This is a genomic window from Bradyrhizobium sp. AUGA SZCCT0158 (assembly GCF_018130065.1).
In the GTDB taxonomy this organism is placed as follows: Bacteria; Pseudomonadota; Alphaproteobacteria; order Rhizobiales; family Xanthobacteraceae; genus Bradyrhizobium.
The window spans coordinates 91,354-107,153 of sequence record NZ_JAFCME010000014.1 but is presented as its reverse complement, the minus strand read 5'-3'; the positions used below and the strand labels follow the sequence as shown (position 1 = coordinate 107,153).

The following is a 15,800-nucleotide window of genomic DNA, read 5'->3' as shown; positions in this document are numbered from 1 at the left end:
CGTCCTCATGACGTCACTTTCAACTCCCGCCACCTGGCTGGCGGGCTACATACCGGACATTCCCACCCCGTTCGACGAACACGACGCCGTGGATCTGGCAGCCCTTGCGATGCTGTGCGAGCGTCAGATTGAGGCCGGCGTCACCGCCATCCTGGTCAGCGAAACCACTGGCGAAGCCCCGACGCTGACACCTGCGGAACAGGAAGGCATCGTTCGCACCGCCGTCAGAGCGGCGCGGGGCCGCGTCCGTGTCGTAGCCGGCGCCGGATCCAATTCGACCAGTCACGCGATCGAGCTGGCGCAGCGCGCTGAAGCGGCCGGCGCCGATGCGGTGCTTTCGGTGGTGCCTTACTACAACAAGCCGATGCAGGCCGGCATCCAGGCCCATTTCAGGGCGATCGCGATCTCCACCGCGCTGCCGATCATCCTGCACGACGTTCCATCGCGGACCATGCGCGAACTGTCCGACGACACGCTGTTGCGGCTCGCCAATTCAAAACACTTCATCGGGTTGAGGGATGCGACCGGCGACATCGCCCGGCTATGCCGCTTGCGGCAGCTTCTGCCCGCAGGCTTTCGACTGTTGTCCGGCGACGACACGACGGCGCTGCCGTTCATCGCCAACGGCGGGGACGGCTGTATTTCCGTTGTAACGTCGCGCCGGAATTGTGCCAGGCGGTATTCTCCAATTGCCGGCTGGCACGGCCTCAGACCGCGCGATACCTGTACAACCGCCTGTTACCACTGACCGCCTGCCTTGCCAATGAAAGCCCGGCGGCGCTGAAATACGCACTTTTCCTGCTCGGCTTCATGTCCCCGGCCGCTCGCCTGCCCATCGTCGAACTCACCAACGACGCGAAAGCGGAAGTCGCGAGCGCGATCGCAGCAATCGGCGATGAGGATATCGCCTGCCCGATCGAGCACTGGCACGGGCCTCGGCTTCACGAGGATGCCGTGACGGCGTCCCAGGCACGGCGCGGATGACGTCCGAGTTTCATGGCACGGATTGGTTTGCCGCCACGCTGCGCGCCTGGCAACTGGCGATGCTGCGCTATGCCGTGACGCTTGACAACGCCGACCGGCTGGCCGTGCTCCGGATCGCCCGTGAAATCGACGGGCTCCATCCGCGGCAGGACGGCAGCTCCGAGTTCGAATTTTTTCGCCGCACCAGCGCAGAGCTTTGCGCGGCGATCCTGCAACCGAATGAGCGCGCGCCCGCGGTACTGCAACAGTATCTGGTGCGGCTTGACGATGATCGTCTCAAACGGGCCTTTGCAGCGGCGATCGATGCCAGTCCGCAGCTGGTCGTCTCTCCGATCAGCCGGGCCGCTCGACAGCGCAACGAGCTGTGGAGGGGGCTTTCCTCCCGCAGCAATCATTGAGCGCGGGAGTCATCAAGCCTGCAGTGAATGGCTATATCTAAGCCTCGCGTTCAACCGGGCGACGCGCGCCCAGGACTGCCCTTTAGAGGGATTGCTCTTTAGGGAGACTGCGCTTCAAAGGCCGTGCTTCTCCCGCCATTTCGGTCCGGGGCCGCGCACATAGTGGTCCTCCGGTCGATATCTTGCGACCGGGCCGTCCCAGGACGGACCCAGCAACGTAACCACCACGCCGATGACGTGGCGCAGTTGAGAAACAAGAACCGATGCCCGGAAGGGAAGCTGCCGCATGTAGTCCTCCACGCGAACGATTAACATGGAAGCGACAAAGCCGATGCTTTCAGCCCTTGTTGGACCGATCGTAGCCATAACCCCGGAGCTCGATCTCGCGCTCGATACGGCGCATCTTCGAATCGGCGATCGCCTCGATCATGCTTTTCAGGAAACCGTTGACGCGTCCCAACGCGCCGCGCGTGCGTACGCTCTTGTTCTGGATGCGGCCAAACCGGTAATCGCTGGTGGCCAAGTGAGCCATCTCGTATCTCCACGGTCGGCTCGCTGTGCGAGCGTCAGACGCTGAAGATGCGCAGGCCGGCATAGGAAATCGAGGCAGACGTCAGCCCCTTCGCATAGCCGCGGCATAAGCGGCGGCCGGGATCGCGGCGGGCACCTTCCCTTCTCCAGAATTTGCTGCTTTCCGCCTGGAAAAGGCGCACCTAACGATCGCGGTCCAAGAGGCCGAGCATACATTTGACCACAAATTCCCCGGTGCTAGCCTTGCCGAGAACACGGCGTCGGCGCAGGTTTCAGCCGCGATCATTGAGGAATGGAAGCCATGAACGTAGCGCCGCAAGCGGACATGCCGAGCGATCCGGTTGCTTCCGAAGGTGTGGTCGCGGCGGGGGCCTATGTCGACGGCCGGCGGGTCGCCAATATCGCCATCGAGGAAGCTTCGAGTTGGCGCAGCAAGCCCGGCCATGTGGTCTGGATCGGGCTGCACGAACCGGACATGACGCTCCTGACGAGCGTGCAGCAGCAGTTCCAGCTGCATGATCTTGCCATTGAAGATGCGAACAACGCCCATCAGCGGCCGAAGATCGAGCAATATGGCGACGGCCTGTTCATTGTGGCACGCACCGCGCAGCTCGTCGGCGACAGCATCGCATTCGGCGAAACCCATCTGTTCGTCGGCGAAGGATATCTCGTCTCCGTTCGCCACGGCGCCTCGACATCCTATGCGCCGGTGCGCGCGCGCTGCGAAAGCTGCCCGCGGGCGCTGGCCCGCGGCGAGGATTATATCCTCTACGCCATTCTCGATTTTATCGTCGATAACTACTCGCCGGTGCTCGAGACCATCCAGGAGGAGGTCGAAGCGATGGAGGAGCAGGTGCTCGCGAGCGCGATGACACGGGCGCAGATCGAGCGGCTGTATCTGTTGCGGCGCGATCTGTTGCGCCTGCGGAACGCGGTGGGACCCCTGGTGGAGGTCTGCCGCCGGCTCGAACATGACAATCTGCCGATGATCCGCCCCACCATGCAGCCGCTGTTCCGCGACGTCACGGACCACGTCCGCACCGTCCAGGAGCAGATCGACTCGCTTCGCGAGGTTCTCGCTTTTGCCTTCGAGGCGAGCCTTTTGGTGGGCCAGGCCCAGGAGACCGCGGTCTCCAAGAAACTCGCCTCATGGCTTGCCATCATCGCGGTCCCGACCGCGATCGCCGGCATCTACGGCATGAACTTCAAGCACATGCCGGAACTGGAGTGGGAGTATGGTTACTTCGCCATTATCGGCACGATCCTGACCGTTTGCGCGGGTCTGTTCTGGCGCTTCCGGCGTGCCGGATGGCTATAAGCTGACCGGCCTACCCCGTTTTCGCAACGCAAACGAGTACCAACTTTGCCCAAGACGCTATAGAATGCCGTCGAGCCAGTGATTTGGCCGATGGATGAGCATCATGATTGCGACATCGATGAGTCGAATAATCGTACCGTCCATGGTTGCGGCATGTAGCGTGGCGGCCATATTCGCCGTCTATTACGTCCGCCACGAGCCGCGGGTCGATACCAGGGCCGCAACCGCCGCGCCGACGATCTCGAAGCCGGCATTGGACGCCCCAAAGCAGGGTGCGCTCGCAGCGGCGCAAGCGGCGGCAAACGCCGTGACGGCCACGCTGGGCGGACCACCTCCACCGCCGGACAGCGTGCCGTCATTCGACATCGCCCGCATCGAGCCGACGGGCGAAGCTGTCATCGCCGGCCGCGCCATGCCGGGCGCAGCGGTGGAACTGCTGCGCAACGGCGAGATACATGATCGCGTGGTGGCGGATCAATCGGGACAATTCGTCATGGTTCCGCCCCGGCTTCCCTCAGGGACGTATGACCTGACGCTGCGGGCCAAGGAGCCGGACGGCAAGCAGACCTCGTCCAAACAGAGCGTGACGGTGGCGCTTGAGCCGAAATCAACCGACCGGCCGGTCGTAGCGTTGATGGCGCCGGACAAACCCACTGTCGTGCTGTCGCAGCCGGCTGCGCCTAAGCCGATGGCCGGTGCGGTGGTTGCGGAGACGGTTGAGATCGAGCCGGGCGGCAAGCTCCATGTCAGCGGCCGCGCCCGCCCCGGCGCCGCGGTGAAGCTTTATCTCAACGACAGCTTTATTGCGTCGGCAACCGCTGCCGCAGACGGACGTTTTGCGGTCACGATCAAGGAGGGGGTCGCCTCCGGCAGCTACCGCGTGAGGCTGGACGAGTTGGAGCAGAATTCCGGCGCGGTGCGCGCCCGCGCCGAGGTGCCGTTCAACGTTCCCGACACGATGGTCACGGCCTCCGTGCCGGCCACCGCGGCCAAACGGCTGGACGTTGCCTCTGCACAGCAGCCGGAGCTGGCTGGCGCCATGGCCGCCGTTCTGCCAGACAAGGGTTCGCCGCCAGACAAGGGCTCGCCCTCCACCGTGGTCGTGCCGAAGATCGCCACCACCACCGTCTCGCGCGGCGACAGCCTCTGGCGTATCAGCCAACTCTCCTATGGAGCGGGCACGCGCTACGCCGTCATTTACAAGGCGAATCGGGAACAGATCCGCAATCCCAACCTGATTTATCCCGGCCAGGTTTTTGTCGTTCCGATGCCTGAAGCGCGGCCATAGCGTCTGCGCGAGAGATTGCGCGGCTTTTTAGCTCGCGCTCGATTATGTGCGGCGGTTCTGCTGGACGCGCATGACGACCGTCACGTCTCGGGTGAACGACTAGCTCGCTTCACTCCGCCGCGGTCCACAGCCTGGCCTTGGCCCGCACGGCGCGTCGCAGACCTTTCGGCTTTTAATCATTTGTGCCCAGGCGCCTTCGCCTTGGCACGCTTCCCTGCGGGGCTTTGAGGCGGTACAACCCGCCTGTATTCTCGTGTGTAGCGGCTAAATGAAGTGTAGCGGTGCAGACCAGTGACAATACTTGATCGAATTCTCGACGCGGCCGCGGATAATCTCAGGATAGCGAAAATCCTGGTCCAGCTGGGCCTCGACCCCAACAACATCACCTACGACGCGCTGTTCAATCGCCTGCTGGAGATTTTTCTCCACAATATCACGCTGGCCAACATGTTCGCCCTGGTCGGCGCCATCTTCTTTGTCGCCACCTTGCTGACGCAGACCATGGTGCCGCTGCGCGTCGCGAACATGATCGGTTGCGCATTCTTCGCCCTGTTCGGCGCGCTCACGGCATCCGTCACGACCTTCCTGTTGTATCTCCTGATGGTCCCCATCAATGCGTATCGCCTCCGACAGATGCTCGTTCTGGTGAAGAAGGCCCGCAGCGCAACGAAGGGCGATACGTCGCTGGAATGGCTCAAGCCGTTCATGACCGAGCGCAAATATCGCAAGGGCGATATTCTGTTCAAAAAAGACGATGCCGCCCATGAGATGCTGCTGACCGTCACCGGAAAATTCCTGGTCAAGGAAATCAGCGTCGAACTTCCGCCGGGGCGTTTGATGGGCGAATTTGGTTTCCTCACGCCCGATAACCGGCGCACGGCGACGATCGAATGCATCGAGGATGGTCATGTGCTGACCATCACTTATGACAAGCTGCTCGAGATCTACTTTCAGAACCCGCAGTTCGGCTATTACTTCCTGGTCCTGACCAGCCAGCGCCTGCTGGAGAACATTGCGCGACTCGAAGGGATTGTCGCGCAACACAAGTCCTTGCAGCAGGCTGCGGCTGCGAACGGCCCCAACTAGAGCAGCGGCATACGCGCGCCGGGTGCTGGCTAGAGCGAGATGCAGTTGGGTTGAATTGGTCGGGCGGCAGACTCGCTGCACCTCTCCCGCTTGCGGGGTCGAGACGAGCGAAGCTCGCTCTTAGGTCGACGCGCTCAGAGAGCGCGGCGGGTGGGGCTCTCTCCACAATATGACTCGCGGATAGACCCCCACCCATAGCCGATGCTGCTCATCGGCGTTCTTCAACAAGGACGGCGGCCACAGGCCGCCTACGCCTCCCCCAAGCGGGAGAGGGAGTACACCGTCTTCGTGGTAACCAGCGCGGCGTCACCTCTTCAGGCTTAGGCCTACTCCGCCGCGGTCCGCAGCTCGGCCCTTTCGGCGCGCACCGCGCAGAACTTGAACTCGGGGATCTTGCCGAACGGATCGAGCGCCGGGTTGGTCAAGAGGTTCGCCGCCGCCTCGGCGTAGCAGAACGGCATGAACACCATGTTCTCAGGCACGTCGCGGTCCGATCGCACCTTGACCTCGACTGCACCGCGGCGGGTTTCCAGTCTGATGAAATCGCCGGGCCATACGCTGAGGCGCCGCATATCCTTCGGCGACATGAACGCGACCGCCTCCGGCTCGATCTGGTCGAGCACGCTGGAGCGTCGGGTCATCGAGCCGGTGTGCCAATGTTCGAGCACGCGGCCGGTCGACAGCACCATCGGATACTCGTCGTCGGGCACCTCGTCGGGCGCGATCACGTGCGCCGGCACGATCTTGCCGCGACCGCTCTCGGTCGGGAAGCCGGTGGTGAAGATGATCTCGTTGCCGGGCTTGTTCGGGTCATCCGCCGGATAGGTGACGGCGCCTTCACGGACCAGCCGCTCCCAGCTGATGTTCTTGAGCGAGGGCATCAGCTGCGCCATCTCGGTGTAGACGTCGCCGGGGCCCGAATAATTCCACGGCAGCCCCATACGCTTGCCGATCTCCTGGATGATCCAGAGATCCTGTCGCGCCTCGCCCGGCGGCTTGATCACCTGGCGCGCAAGCTGCACGCGGCGGTCGGTGTTGGTGAAGGAGCCGTCCTTTTCGGCAAAGGCCGAGGCCGGCAGGATGACGTCGGCGTGGAATGCGGTCTCGGTGACGAAGAGGTCCTGCACCACGAGATGATCGAGCATGGCGAGCGCTCCGCGCGCATGCTGAAGATCGGGATCGGACATCGCGGGGTTTTCGCCCTCGATATACATGCCGTTGATCTCACCGGCGTGGATCGCGTTCATGATCTCGACCACGGTCAGGCCGCGTACCGGATCGAGCTCCTGGCTCCACAACTTCTCGAAATTTCCGCGCATGTCGTCGCGGGAAACCGGCTGGTAGTCCGGCAGGAACATCGGGATCAGGCCGGCGTCGGACGCGCCCTGCACGTTGTTCTGGCCACGCAGCGGATGCAGGCCGGTGCCGGGACGGCCGACCTGTCCGGTGATCAGCGCCAGCGCGATCAGACAACGCGCATTGTCGGTGCCGTGGACATGCTGGCTGATGCCCATGCCCCAGAAGATGATCGACGATTTGGCGCGCGCATAGGTCCGCGCCACCTCGCGCAGGGTTTCTGCCGGGACGCCGCAGATCGGCTCCATCTTCTCCGGCGTGAACTCCTTGATCTTTTCCTCCAGATCCTGAAAGCCCTCGGTGTAGCCCGCGATGTACTGATCGTCGGTCAGGCCTTCGGTGATGATCGTGTTGATCATCGCATTCAGCATCGCGACGTCGGAACCGGGCTTGAACTGCAGATGCTTGGTGGCGTGGCGTGACAAAGACTGCCGACGCGGATCCAGGACGAACAGCTTTGCGCCCTTCTTCGCCGCGTTCTTGATGTAGGTTGCAGCGACCGGGTGGTTGACGGTCGGATTTGCGCCGATCACGATGATGACTTCGGCATCCATCGCCGCCGCGAACGGGGCCGACACCGCGCCGGAGCTCAAGCCTTCGAACAGCGCCGCCACCGACGAGGCGTGGCACAGCCGCGTGCAGTGATCAACATTGTTGGAGCCGAAGCCGGTGCGCACCAGCTTCTGGAACAGATAGGCCTCTTCGTTGGAGCCTTTGGCGGAGCCGAAACCGGCCAGCGCCTTGACGCCCTTCTCATCACGGATCTTCACGAGGCCGTTGGCGGCGATATCGAGCGCCTCTTCCCACGACGCTTCGCGGAAATGCGTGAACGGATTGGCCGGATCGACCTGGTCGTTGGCATCCTTCTTCGCATTCGGCAGCCGCACCAGCGGCTTGGTCAGTCGATGCGGGTGATGGATGTAGTCAAATCCAAAGCGGCCCTTGACGCAGAGCCGGTTGTGGTTGGCCGGGCCGTCGCGGCCCTCGGCGTAAATGATTTTCTCGTCCTTGACCTGGTAGGTGACCTGGCATCCGACGCCGCAGAACGGACACAGCGAGTCGACTTCCTTGTCCGCATAGGTCACGCGGGTCTGGTTCTCGTCCAGCATCACCGACGGCATCAAGGCACCGGTCGGGCAGGCCTGCACGCATTCGCCGCAGGCCACGCAGGTCGATTCCCCCATGGGATCGTCGAAGTCGAACACGATTTTCGATCCATGGCTGCGGTAGGCCATGCCGATGACGTCGTTGACCTGCACTTCGCGGCAGGCGCGTACGCACAGGCCGCACTGGATGCAGGCATCGAGATTGACGCTCATCGCGGGATGGCTGACGTCGCTTTCCCAGCGCTCGGCGGCCGGGAAGCGGCTCTCGGTGACCTCGACCTTTTCGGCCCAGTGCCAGAATTTTGAGTCAGGATCGTGCGAGGTCTCGCGCGCCGGCTGGTCGGCGACCAGCAGCTCCATCACCATCTTCTGCGCCGCGACAGCGCGCGCGCTTTCGGATTTCACCTTCATGCCGACGGTGGGGGTACGCTTGCAGGACGCCGCCAGCACGCGCTCACCCTCGATCTCCACCATGCAGGCGCGGCAATTGCCGTCGGGCCGATAGTCCGGCGCGGGCGAATAGCACAAATGCGGGATTTCCTGGCCCTGGCGTTTTGCCACCTGCCAGATGGTTTCGCCTGCGTTGGCCTCAACCTGCTTGCCGTCGAGTTCGAACTTGATCCTGGTCATTCCGCGGCTTCTTTCGGCACGAATTCTTCCGGAAAATACTTAATCACTGACGTCAGGGGATTCGAGGCTGCCTGCCCGAGCCCGCAGATCGAGGCATCGCGCATCGCCTGGCTCAACTGGTCGAGCAATTCGCGGTTCCAGACCGGGCGCTCCATCAGGATCGCCGCCTTCTGGGTGCCGACCCGGCACGGCGTGCACTGGCCGCAGCTCTCATCCTCGAAGAAGCGCATCAGGTTCAGCGCCGCCCCCCGCACGCTGTCGTGTTCGGACAGGATCACGACCGCGGCCGAGCCGATGAAGCAGCCGTATTTTTCCAGCGTTCCGAAATCGAGCGGGATGTTGTCCATCGACGCCGGCAGGATGCCGCCGGACGCGCCGCCCGGCAGATAGGCATGGAACGTATGTCCGTCGGCCATGCCGCCGCAGAACTCGTCGATCAGTTCGCGCACGGTGACACCCGCAGGCGCCAGCTTCATGCCGGGATTCTTGACGCGGCCCGATACCGAATAGCTGCGCAGGCCGTGACGGTCGTTGCGGCCGTGGCCCTTCCACCAGTCGGCGCCCTTTTCGACGATGTCGCGCACCCACCACAGCGTCTCGATGTTGTTGATCAGCGTCGGCAGGCCGAACAGGCCGACCTGGAACGGATATGGCGGCTTGTGGCGGGGCAGACCGCGCTTGCCTTCGATGCTTTCGAGCAGCGAGGATTCCTCGCCGCAGATATAGGCGCCGGCGCCGCGGCGCATATGCAGCACCGGTCCGCCCGCCGGCAGTTTTGCGATCTCGCGCTCCAGAATTTCGCGCGAGGCCGGATATTCGTCGCGCAGGTAGATGTAGACGTCGGTCGCCTCGACCACGTGGGCGCCGATCAGCATGCCCTCGAGGAAGCGATGCGGGTCGGTCTCGAGGTAAAAGCGATCCTTAAACGTGCCGGGCTCACCCTCGTCGCCATTGATCGCCATCAGCCGCGGGCCGGGCTCGCCGAGCACCGCACGCCATTTCCGCCCGGTCGGGAAGCCGGCGCCGCCGAGGCCGCGCAGCGAGGCGTCGTCGAGCGATTTGAGCAGGTCTTCCTTGGAAAGCGCACCGGAGCGCAAGCGATTGAGCAGCGCGTAACCGCCGCCGGCGACATAGGCGTCGTAACCAACATACTCAGGCAAATGCGCATGCGTCTCGCCGCCCTTCGCGGCAGCCAGCACGCTTGCAGTGGTTGCATGGTCGACAAAGTGATGGCCGACTTCGGCTGCTGGCGCGGTATCGCAGCGGCCGACGCAGGGCGCGCGCACCACGCGAATGCCGGGGCCGGCTTTGTCCTGCAATTCATGCAACAGTTTTTCCGCGCCCAGCATCGCGCAGGTCAGCGAATCACAGACGCGAATGGTCAGCGGCGCAATATCCGGCTCGCCTTCCTTCACGATGTCGAAATGTGCGTAAAAGGTTGCGGTCTCGAACACTTCGGCAAACGACAGCTTCATCTCGTCGGCGAGTGCGGCGAGATGGCCTGCGGAAATCTGGTGATACGTGTCCTGGATCAGATGCAGATGTTCGATCAAGAGATCGCGCTGCCGCGACCGGTCGCCGAGCAGCTGTTCAATCTCGTACGCGGCGGTCGGATCGACCTGGCGGCCCTTCGGCGTCGCCTTGGCCCGCTTCCGCCCGGCGCCGGGGTGCTCGAACGAGCGCACTTTCTGCACGTCTTGAACCATGGAAAACGTCTCGTTCCTGCCTGTATGTTTCCGCGATCATAAATCGTGGCATGCCAGATGCCAAGAGAATTGTCGCGTTTTGATAAGCATTTAAGGCGACACGCCCGGCGCGGTCATGCCGCTCGCCGCCCGGACGAGGCTTCGCGTCGGAAGCCATTTTTTCGATCAGCGAATGAGAACTGGAATCGATCCAAAGATCAATAAAGCCGTCTCATGTTGCGATAGCGAAAGCGTATCGATCTGGCTTTGCGATCGGTCGATACGAATTCAAAATGGATCCGTCTCTCAGTTTCCGCCGTTCGCCTTCTCGATCAGGAACACGATTCGGGCTTCCGCGCGTTCCGTAATCTCGACCTTGTCGCCGGTTTCGCGGATCAGATTCGGAATATCGATCACCGACAGCGGATCGGTGCAGTGGACTTCAAGCCGCTCGCCGGGCTTGACCGATTTGAGCGCCTTGCGCGTCTTCAGCGCCGGCAGCGGACATTTGAGTCCGGTGAGATCGAGCCTTGTCGTGGTCATCAAGGGAACATGGCGAAGCGGATGCGCATCGTCAATGAGCCTTCAGATCAAGCTTGCATAGGACAGAAAGCCGACGGACTGGCCAGGCTCGACAAGCGTGATCTCTTCGCCGAGTTCGACAAGCCCGTCGGTGTCGACCAGCGAGGACAACAGCCCCGCACCCTCGCGCGGAAACTTCACCGCTTCGAGCACGCCATCGCCGGCCTTGCGCAGGGTGACGCGGACATATTCGCGGCGCGCGATTTTCTTCTTGTAGGCGAAGGCGGCGCGAACCGGCATCGGCACCAGCTTCTGTTGCCGCGCGCCCGACAGGGCAAGAATGGTCGGCCGCACCACGTGGGCGAAGGTGACAAAACTCGCCACCGGGTTGCCCGGCAGGCCGATGAACGGTGTGCCGCCGATGATCCCCATCGCCACGGGACGTCCCGGCTTGATCGCCATTCGCCACAGCACGAGCGAGCCCACGCTTTCGACACTGGCCTTGACGTGATCCTCTTCGCCGGTCGATACACCGCCGGTGGTGAGGATCAGATCATGGGCGCCGGCGACTTTCTTTAGTGCGGCAGCGAGCGCGGTGGGCTCGTCCCTGATAATGCCGAGGTCGCTGACCTCGCAGCCGAGCCGCGCCAGCATCGCCATCAGCATGAAACGGTTTGAATCGAACAGCTGCGCCGCCCCGCGTGGCTCGCCCGGCGAGACCAGCTCATTGCCGGTGGAGAACACCGCAACGCGGATGCGCCTGACGACGCCAAGTTCGGTCAGGCCGAACGCCGCTGCCAGCGCGACATCCTGCGGCCGCAGCCTTTGTCCGGCCGTCAATGCCGCGTGGCCCAACGGGATATCCTCGCCCGCCGGACGCACATTGGCGCCGGGCTTCAGCCCCGCCGGAAGCATGACCTTGCCATCGTCGAGGCGGACGTCTTCCTGCATGAAAACGGTATCGGCGCCGCCAGGCATCGGCGCACCCGTGAAGATGCGCACCGCCTCGCCCGGCCTGATCGGCGCGCCTGCGGAAGCGCCGGCCTGAACGCGGCCGCCCACCGCAAACGCCTGCTCGTTTTCTTTGGGCAGGTCGCGGCTCGACACCGCGTAGCCATCGACGGCGGAATTGGTGAAGGGCGGCAGCGGCAGCGGCGCCGAAACGTCCTGAGCGAGCACGCGTCCATCGGCATTGGCGAGCGCGACGGTCTCGACCTCCTGCACGGCCGTGACGCGCGCTGCGATGATGCCGACGGCCTCATCGACCGACATCATCGGACCGCCGAAGGCAAAGCAATCGTCGGACAATTGCGCCATCGCGAATTAGCTCTCCGCTTCGCTCTTTGCCAGCACCTCTTCGACCGGTATCGCCGAGCGCAGCATCATCGCGGCAATCGCCTCGATATCGTCGAGATGGGCGGTGGGAAGCCGGGTTTCAACCGGTGTATCGGTGGCGATGCCGACCACGCCGGGATCGTCGGGAAACAAAAATGGCTTGCCGTTGGCGGCGCGGAAAACCTCGATCTTGCGGTGCGGCTCGCGCTTGAAACCCTCGATGACGACGAGATCGACCCGCGACATCCGGGCCAGCAGTTCCGGCAGGCGCGGCTCTTCGGCGCCGCGCAATTCATGCATCAGGGCCCATCGCCGCGCGGAGGACACCAGCACCTCGGTGGCGCCGGCCTCGCGATGCCGCCAGGAATCCTTGCCCGGGATATCGACGTCGAAGGCGTGATGGGCGTGCTTGATCACGGAAACCCGCAGGCCGTCTTTCAGCAAATGCGGGATCACCCGCGCCAGCAAGGTGGTCTTGCCGGCGCCGCTCCATCCCGCGAGGCCAATCACTTTCATCGCATTCTCCGCACCCTAGCCGGAACCGGGCTGGGTTTTCTCCAGAGGTGCTTTATATCGGCTGCGAGCCAATGTCATGCTAACCTGCGGAAATGATGAAGATCGACAAAGCCCCCGTCCCCCTGATCGTGCCCAATCCTGATGATCCCAGGCTGACCGAGCGCGTCACCGGGACCGATCAGACCGGCGCCACTGTGGAAATCAGGGTGCCGGTGGAGCGGCCGCTGACGCTGTATCTGAACGCGCAGGAGATCGTCACCATGATGACGATCGGCGACTACCCGGAATATCTCGCGCTCGGCTACCTCCTGAACCAGAACATGCTGAAATACGACGACGTCGTCACCGATGTCGAATATGACGACGACCTGCAGGTGGTGGTCGTGCGCACCGAGCACCACACCAATTTCGAGGCCAAACTGAAGAAGCGGACGCAGACCTCGGGCTGCGCGCAGGGCACCGCATTCGGCGATCTCTTGGAAGCTGTGGAAAGCGTCGCACTGCCGAAGGCGGAGCTGCGCACCTCCTGGCTCTACGAGATGACGCATGCGATCAACACCATGCCTTCACTGTATCTCGAGGCCGGCGCGATCCATGGCTGCGTGCTGTGCAAGCAAGGCACGCCGATCTGCTACACCGAGGATGTCGGCCGCCACAACGCCGTCGACAAGATCGCGGGCTGGATCTATCGCCACGGCGTCGATCCCGGCGACAAGATTCTCTACACCACGGGCCGGCTGACCTCCGAGATGGTGATCAAGACGGTGCGGATGGGGATTCCCATCCTGGTATCGCGCTCGGGTTTTACCGCATGGGGCGTCGAACTGGCGCGGCAGGTCGGCCTGACGCTGGTCGGGCGCACGCGCGGTAAGCGCTTCATCGCGCTATCAGGCCAGGAACGCATCGTGTTCGACCAGAACCTCGCCTTTGTCGAAGAGGAATCGGCGCGGCACAAGCGCAAGGGCGAAGACCGTGACGAGTGAAGCGACGGCAAGAGCCGCGCTGATAGTACCGGGCGTGCTGCTCGCCGGCGGTCTGGCGCGGCGGATGGGCGGCGGCGACAAGCCGATGCGCACCATCGGTGGCCGCACCATACTCGACCGCGTGATCGCGCGGTTGCAGCCGCAATGCGATGGCCTCATTCTCAATGCCAATGGCGATCCCGCACGCTTTGCCGCGTTCGGGCTGCCGGTGATCGCGGACGGCGTCGCCGATTTTCCCGGGCCCCTGGCCGGCATTCTGGCGGCGCTGGATTGGGCCGCGGCCAACCGGCCGGAGGTCAAGTGGGTGCTGAGTGCCGCGGCGGACTGCCCGTTCCTGCCGCGGGACCTGGTTTCGCGTCTCGTCGGGGCAATGTGCGATGAGAACGCAGAGCTTGCGGTCGCCGCTTCCGACGGCCAGTCGCATCCGGTGATCGGATTGTGGAGCGTGGCGTTGCGCGAACAACTCCGTCACGCGCTTGTGGTCGAGGACGTCAGGAAGATCGACCGCTGGACCGCGCGCTACCGCCTTGCCACCGTGGCCTGGCCGGTCGAGCCGATCGACCCGTTCTTCAATGCCAACACCATGGATGACATTGCGGAAGCGGAACGGCTGGCGGCGCTGGATGGCGGCTAGGTGGATCCCCCTGTATGCTTTGAACCGGATCGCCGTTCACGGCGACCACTGAACGCCGAGGGTGCTCAGCGGGCGTTGAGATGTCGTCATGATCGAGGTTTTTGGGGCTGTTCTGGTCTTCATCCTGCGGGCGGTTTATTTCGTCCTGGAGATCGTGGCGTTTTTCTCAAATCTGAAGCAGTTGGCCCGATGGGCAACCGGCAGCGCCACACTTGTGGACGTGCCTGCGGAACCGAAGATTCTGTCCCCCGCGGCTCGGCGCGCGCTCGAGGAGGCCGAACAGCGCCGAGCTCATGCCGCCAGTGGCTCGGTCCAGGCATCGTAGCCATAGACCCAATCGGTATCGGTCTTTCCGCTGAGCCAGGTATTGGTTCGCGAGGTCTGCTGGACCCGCGCGGTTCGCGCCTTGCGGGTTGCCTCGAACCTTCGAAACGCATTCGGCACGCCATCGCGCTCGACGCCGTCGAGACAGCGTGACAGCACCGCGGCGTCCTCGAACGCCATGGCCGCGCCTTGCGCCATATAGGGCGTCATCGGATGGCAGGCATCGCCGAGCAGCGTCACGTTGCCCTCGCCCCAGCGCTCCAGGGCATTGCGATCGACGATCGCCCATTTGTGCACGTCCGGGCACGCGGCCAGCACCTGTTCGACCTGGCGGTCGAAGCCCGAAAAAGCCTTGCGCAATTCCCTGACGTCGCCCTTGGCCGACCACGACTCGATCCGAAACTCCGGCTCCGGCTGGCTGGTGACGAGATAGATTTCGCTGCGGTCAGGCTTGACGTAGTAGATGACGATGTGCCGGTCCTCGCCCCACCATTTGGTGCAATCGTCAATTTTTTGGCCGCCGAGAAGCGATGCAGGATAGGTGGTGCGGTAAGCGATGCGCCCGGTAAAGTGCACCGGCGAAGTGTCGAACAGGATGTCTCGGACGACGGAGTGAATGCCATCGGCGCCGATGACGGCGTCCGCGATCGCGGTCTCACCATTCGCGAAGGAGAGTCGGACGCCGTCGCTGATCTCGTCGAGTCCGACCAGTTTGTGGTTTAACTTGACGCATTCATCGGGAACGTCGCTCGCCAGCGCCGCATGCAAATCGCCGCGATGCGCCAGCAGATAGGGCGCGCCGAATTTCTGTTCGGCGCTCTCGCCAAAAATCATGTCGAACTTGACTTCGCCGGTCTTCCAGTCGCGGTTGTTCCAGGAGCGCGGATAGAACGACTGGCTGCGCAATCGTTGCTCGAGCCCCAGCCCGCGCAGCACCTTCATGGCGTTGCAGCCGATGTGGATGCCGGCGCCCAATCGCGCAAATTGCGAGGCCTGCTCATAGACGGTGACGTCGATGCCGACCCGCCGCAGCGCCGCCGCCGACGCGAGCCCGCCCATGCCAGCGCCGATGATTGCAATCGAAAGACGCCGCGTCATGGTCTC

The 15,800-nt window shown here is 63.4% G+C and carries 15 protein-coding genes and 1 pseudogene; 8 read left to right on the top strand and 8 right to left on the bottom strand.

The window, feature by feature from the left end; all coding sequences use genetic code 11:
* The first annotated feature begins 7 nt into the window (after window positions 1-7).
* Together dapA and JQ574_RS20910 are read left to right on the top strand one after the other, a co-directional pair.
* Window positions 8-984: pseudogene (gene dapA / locus JQ574_RS20915) on the top strand (4-hydroxy-tetrahydrodipicolinate synthase).
* Window positions 981-1,382 (top strand): hypothetical protein, encoded by a 402-nt coding sequence (locus JQ574_RS20910; protein ID WP_212210238.1) that lies wholly within the window; start codon window positions 981-983, stop codon window positions 1,380-1,382. The pseudogene dapA and the gene JQ574_RS20910 overlap by 4 nt, the downstream one beginning before the upstream one ends.
* Before the next feature lie 114 nt (window positions 1,383-1,496).
* Here JQ574_RS20910 and JQ574_RS20905 read toward each other — a convergent pair whose 3' ends face one another.
* Entirely contained in the window at window positions 1,497-1,670 is a 174-nt protein-coding gene (locus JQ574_RS20905; protein ID WP_212210237.1) for a hypothetical protein, read from the bottom strand.
* Window positions 1,671-1,719: 49 nt separating this feature from the next.
* A complete protein-coding gene (locus JQ574_RS20900) occupies window positions 1,720-1,914 on the bottom strand; it encodes a hypothetical protein (protein ID WP_212210236.1) in 195 nt (64 codons plus the stop codon).
* Window positions 1,915-2,214: 300 nt separating this feature from the next.
* Here JQ574_RS20900 and JQ574_RS20895 point away from each other — a divergent pair, with 300 nt between their 5' ends.
* The 3 genes from JQ574_RS20895 to JQ574_RS20885 all read left to right on the top strand — a co-directional run bounded on the left by JQ574_RS20895 (window position 2,215) and on the right by JQ574_RS20885 (window position 5,605).
* Window positions 2,215-3,231, top strand: a complete 1,017-nt coding sequence (locus tag JQ574_RS20895; protein ID WP_249119493.1) for a magnesium and cobalt transport protein CorA — start codon at window positions 2,215-2,217, stop codon at window positions 3,229-3,231.
* A gap of 160 nt (window positions 3,232-3,391) precedes the next feature.
* On the top strand, window positions 3,392-4,519 hold the full coding sequence (locus tag JQ574_RS20890) for an Ig-like domain-containing protein (protein WP_312014622.1): 1,128 nt from the start codon (window positions 3,392-3,394) through the stop codon (window positions 4,517-4,519).
* A 291-nt stretch (window positions 4,520-4,810) separates the two neighbouring features.
* A complete protein-coding gene (locus tag JQ574_RS20885) occupies window positions 4,811-5,605 on the top strand; it encodes a Crp/Fnr family transcriptional regulator (protein WP_212210234.1) in 795 nt (264 codons plus the stop codon).
* 326 nt (window positions 5,606-5,931) lie between these two features.
* On the opposite strand, the gene fdhF is transcribed toward JQ574_RS20885, so the two are convergent.
* The 5 genes from fdhF to mobB all read right to left on the bottom strand — a co-directional run bounded on the left by fdhF (window position 5,932) and on the right by mobB (window position 12,755).
* Window positions 5,932-8,697, bottom strand: a complete 2,766-nt coding sequence (gene fdhF / locus JQ574_RS20880; RefSeq protein WP_212210233.1) for a formate dehydrogenase subunit alpha — start codon at window positions 8,695-8,697, stop codon at window positions 5,932-5,934.
* Entirely contained in the window at window positions 8,694-10,403 is a 1,710-nt protein-coding gene (locus JQ574_RS20875) for an NADH-ubiquinone oxidoreductase-F iron-sulfur binding region domain-containing protein (RefSeq protein WP_212210232.1), read from the bottom strand. Before JQ574_RS20875 ends, fdhF begins: the two co-directional genes overlap by 4 nt.
* A gap of 285 nt (window positions 10,404-10,688) precedes the next feature.
* On the bottom strand, window positions 10,689-10,925 hold the full coding sequence (locus JQ574_RS20870) for a sulfurtransferase TusA family protein (RefSeq protein WP_212210231.1): 237 nt from the start codon (window positions 10,923-10,925) through the stop codon (window positions 10,689-10,691).
* Between the two features lie 42 nt (window positions 10,926-10,967).
* Window positions 10,968-12,221, bottom strand: coding sequence for a gephyrin-like molybdotransferase Glp (gene glp / locus JQ574_RS20865; protein ID WP_212210230.1), 1,254 nt, complete (start codon window positions 12,219-12,221; stop codon window positions 10,968-10,970).
* Window positions 12,222-12,227: 6 nt separating this feature from the next.
* On the bottom strand, window positions 12,228-12,755 hold the full coding sequence (mobB, locus tag JQ574_RS20860) for a molybdopterin-guanine dinucleotide biosynthesis protein B (protein WP_212210229.1): 528 nt from the start codon (window positions 12,753-12,755) through the stop codon (window positions 12,228-12,230).
* 92 nt (window positions 12,756-12,847) lie between these two features.
* On the opposite strand from mobB, the gene JQ574_RS20855 reads away from it, so the two are divergent.
* The 3 genes from JQ574_RS20855 to JQ574_RS20845 all read left to right on the top strand — a co-directional run bounded on the left by JQ574_RS20855 (window position 12,848) and on the right by JQ574_RS20845 (window position 14,697).
* Complete coding sequence (locus tag JQ574_RS20855; RefSeq protein ID WP_212210228.1) at window positions 12,848-13,738, top strand: formate dehydrogenase accessory sulfurtransferase FdhD; 891 nt, start codon at window positions 12,848-12,850, stop codon at window positions 13,736-13,738.
* The gene (mobA, locus tag JQ574_RS20850) at window positions 13,728-14,372 is read left to right on the top strand and encodes a molybdenum cofactor guanylyltransferase MobA (protein ID WP_312014623.1); all 645 of its coding nucleotides are present in this window, start codon (window positions 13,728-13,730) and stop codon (window positions 14,370-14,372) included. The genes JQ574_RS20855 and mobA overlap by 11 nt, the downstream gene beginning before the upstream one ends.
* Window positions 14,373-14,460: 88 nt before the next feature.
* Entirely contained in the window at window positions 14,461-14,697 is a 237-nt protein-coding gene (locus tag JQ574_RS20845; RefSeq protein ID WP_212210226.1) for a hypothetical protein, read from the top strand.
* Here the strand turns inward: JQ574_RS20845 and JQ574_RS20840 are convergent.
* Window positions 14,664-15,794 carry an FAD-dependent monooxygenase gene (locus JQ574_RS20840; protein ID WP_212210225.1) on the bottom strand — a complete coding sequence of 377 codons (1,131 nt, stop codon included), beginning with the start codon at window positions 15,792-15,794 and terminating at the stop codon, window positions 14,664-14,666. The two genes, JQ574_RS20845 and JQ574_RS20840, sit on opposite strands and share 34 nt — an antisense overlap.
* Window positions 15,795-15,800: the final 6 nt, after the last annotated feature.

Excerpts from the sequence above, each read along its gene's own strand:
- JQ574_RS20875 (WP_212210232.1), bottom strand. The coding sequence starts at position 10,403 with ATGGTTCAAGACGTGCAGAAAGTGCGCTCGTTCGAGCACCCCGGCGCC.
- JQ574_RS20870 (WP_212210231.1), bottom strand. The coding sequence starts at position 10,925 with ATGACCACGACAAGGCTCGATCTCACCGGACTCAAATGTCCGCTGCCG.
- JQ574_RS20845 (WP_212210226.1), top strand. The coding sequence starts at position 14,461 with ATGATCGAGGTTTTTGGGGCTGTTCTGGTCTTCATCCTGCGGGCGGTT.
- JQ574_RS20900 (WP_212210236.1), bottom strand. The coding sequence starts at position 1,914 with ATGGCTCACTTGGCCACCAGCGATTACCGGTTTGGCCGCATCCAGAAC.
- JQ574_RS20855 (WP_212210228.1), top strand. The coding sequence starts at position 12,848 with ATGATGAAGATCGACAAAGCCCCCGTCCCCCTGATCGTGCCCAATCCT.
- JQ574_RS20895 (WP_249119493.1), top strand. The coding sequence starts at position 2,215 with ATGAACGTAGCGCCGCAAGCGGACATGCCGAGCGATCCGGTTGCTTCC.
- glp (WP_212210230.1), bottom strand. The coding sequence starts at position 12,221 with ATGGCGCAATTGTCCGACGATTGCTTTGCCTTCGGCGGTCCGATGATG.
- JQ574_RS20840 (WP_212210225.1), bottom strand. The coding sequence starts at position 15,794 with ATGACGCGGCGTCTTTCGATTGCAATCATCGGCGCTGGCATGGGCGGG.
- JQ574_RS20910 (WP_212210238.1), top strand. The coding sequence starts at position 981 with ATGACGTCCGAGTTTCATGGCACGGATTGGTTTGCCGCCACGCTGCGC.
- fdhF (WP_212210233.1), bottom strand. The coding sequence starts at position 8,697 with ATGACCAGGATCAAGTTCGAACTCGACGGCAAGCAGGTTGAGGCCAAC.
- JQ574_RS20905 (WP_212210237.1), bottom strand. The coding sequence starts at position 1,670 with ATGCGGCAGCTTCCCTTCCGGGCATCGGTTCTTGTTTCTCAACTGCGC.
- mobB (WP_212210229.1), bottom strand. The coding sequence starts at position 12,755 with ATGAAAGTGATTGGCCTCGCGGGATGGAGCGGCGCCGGCAAGACCACC.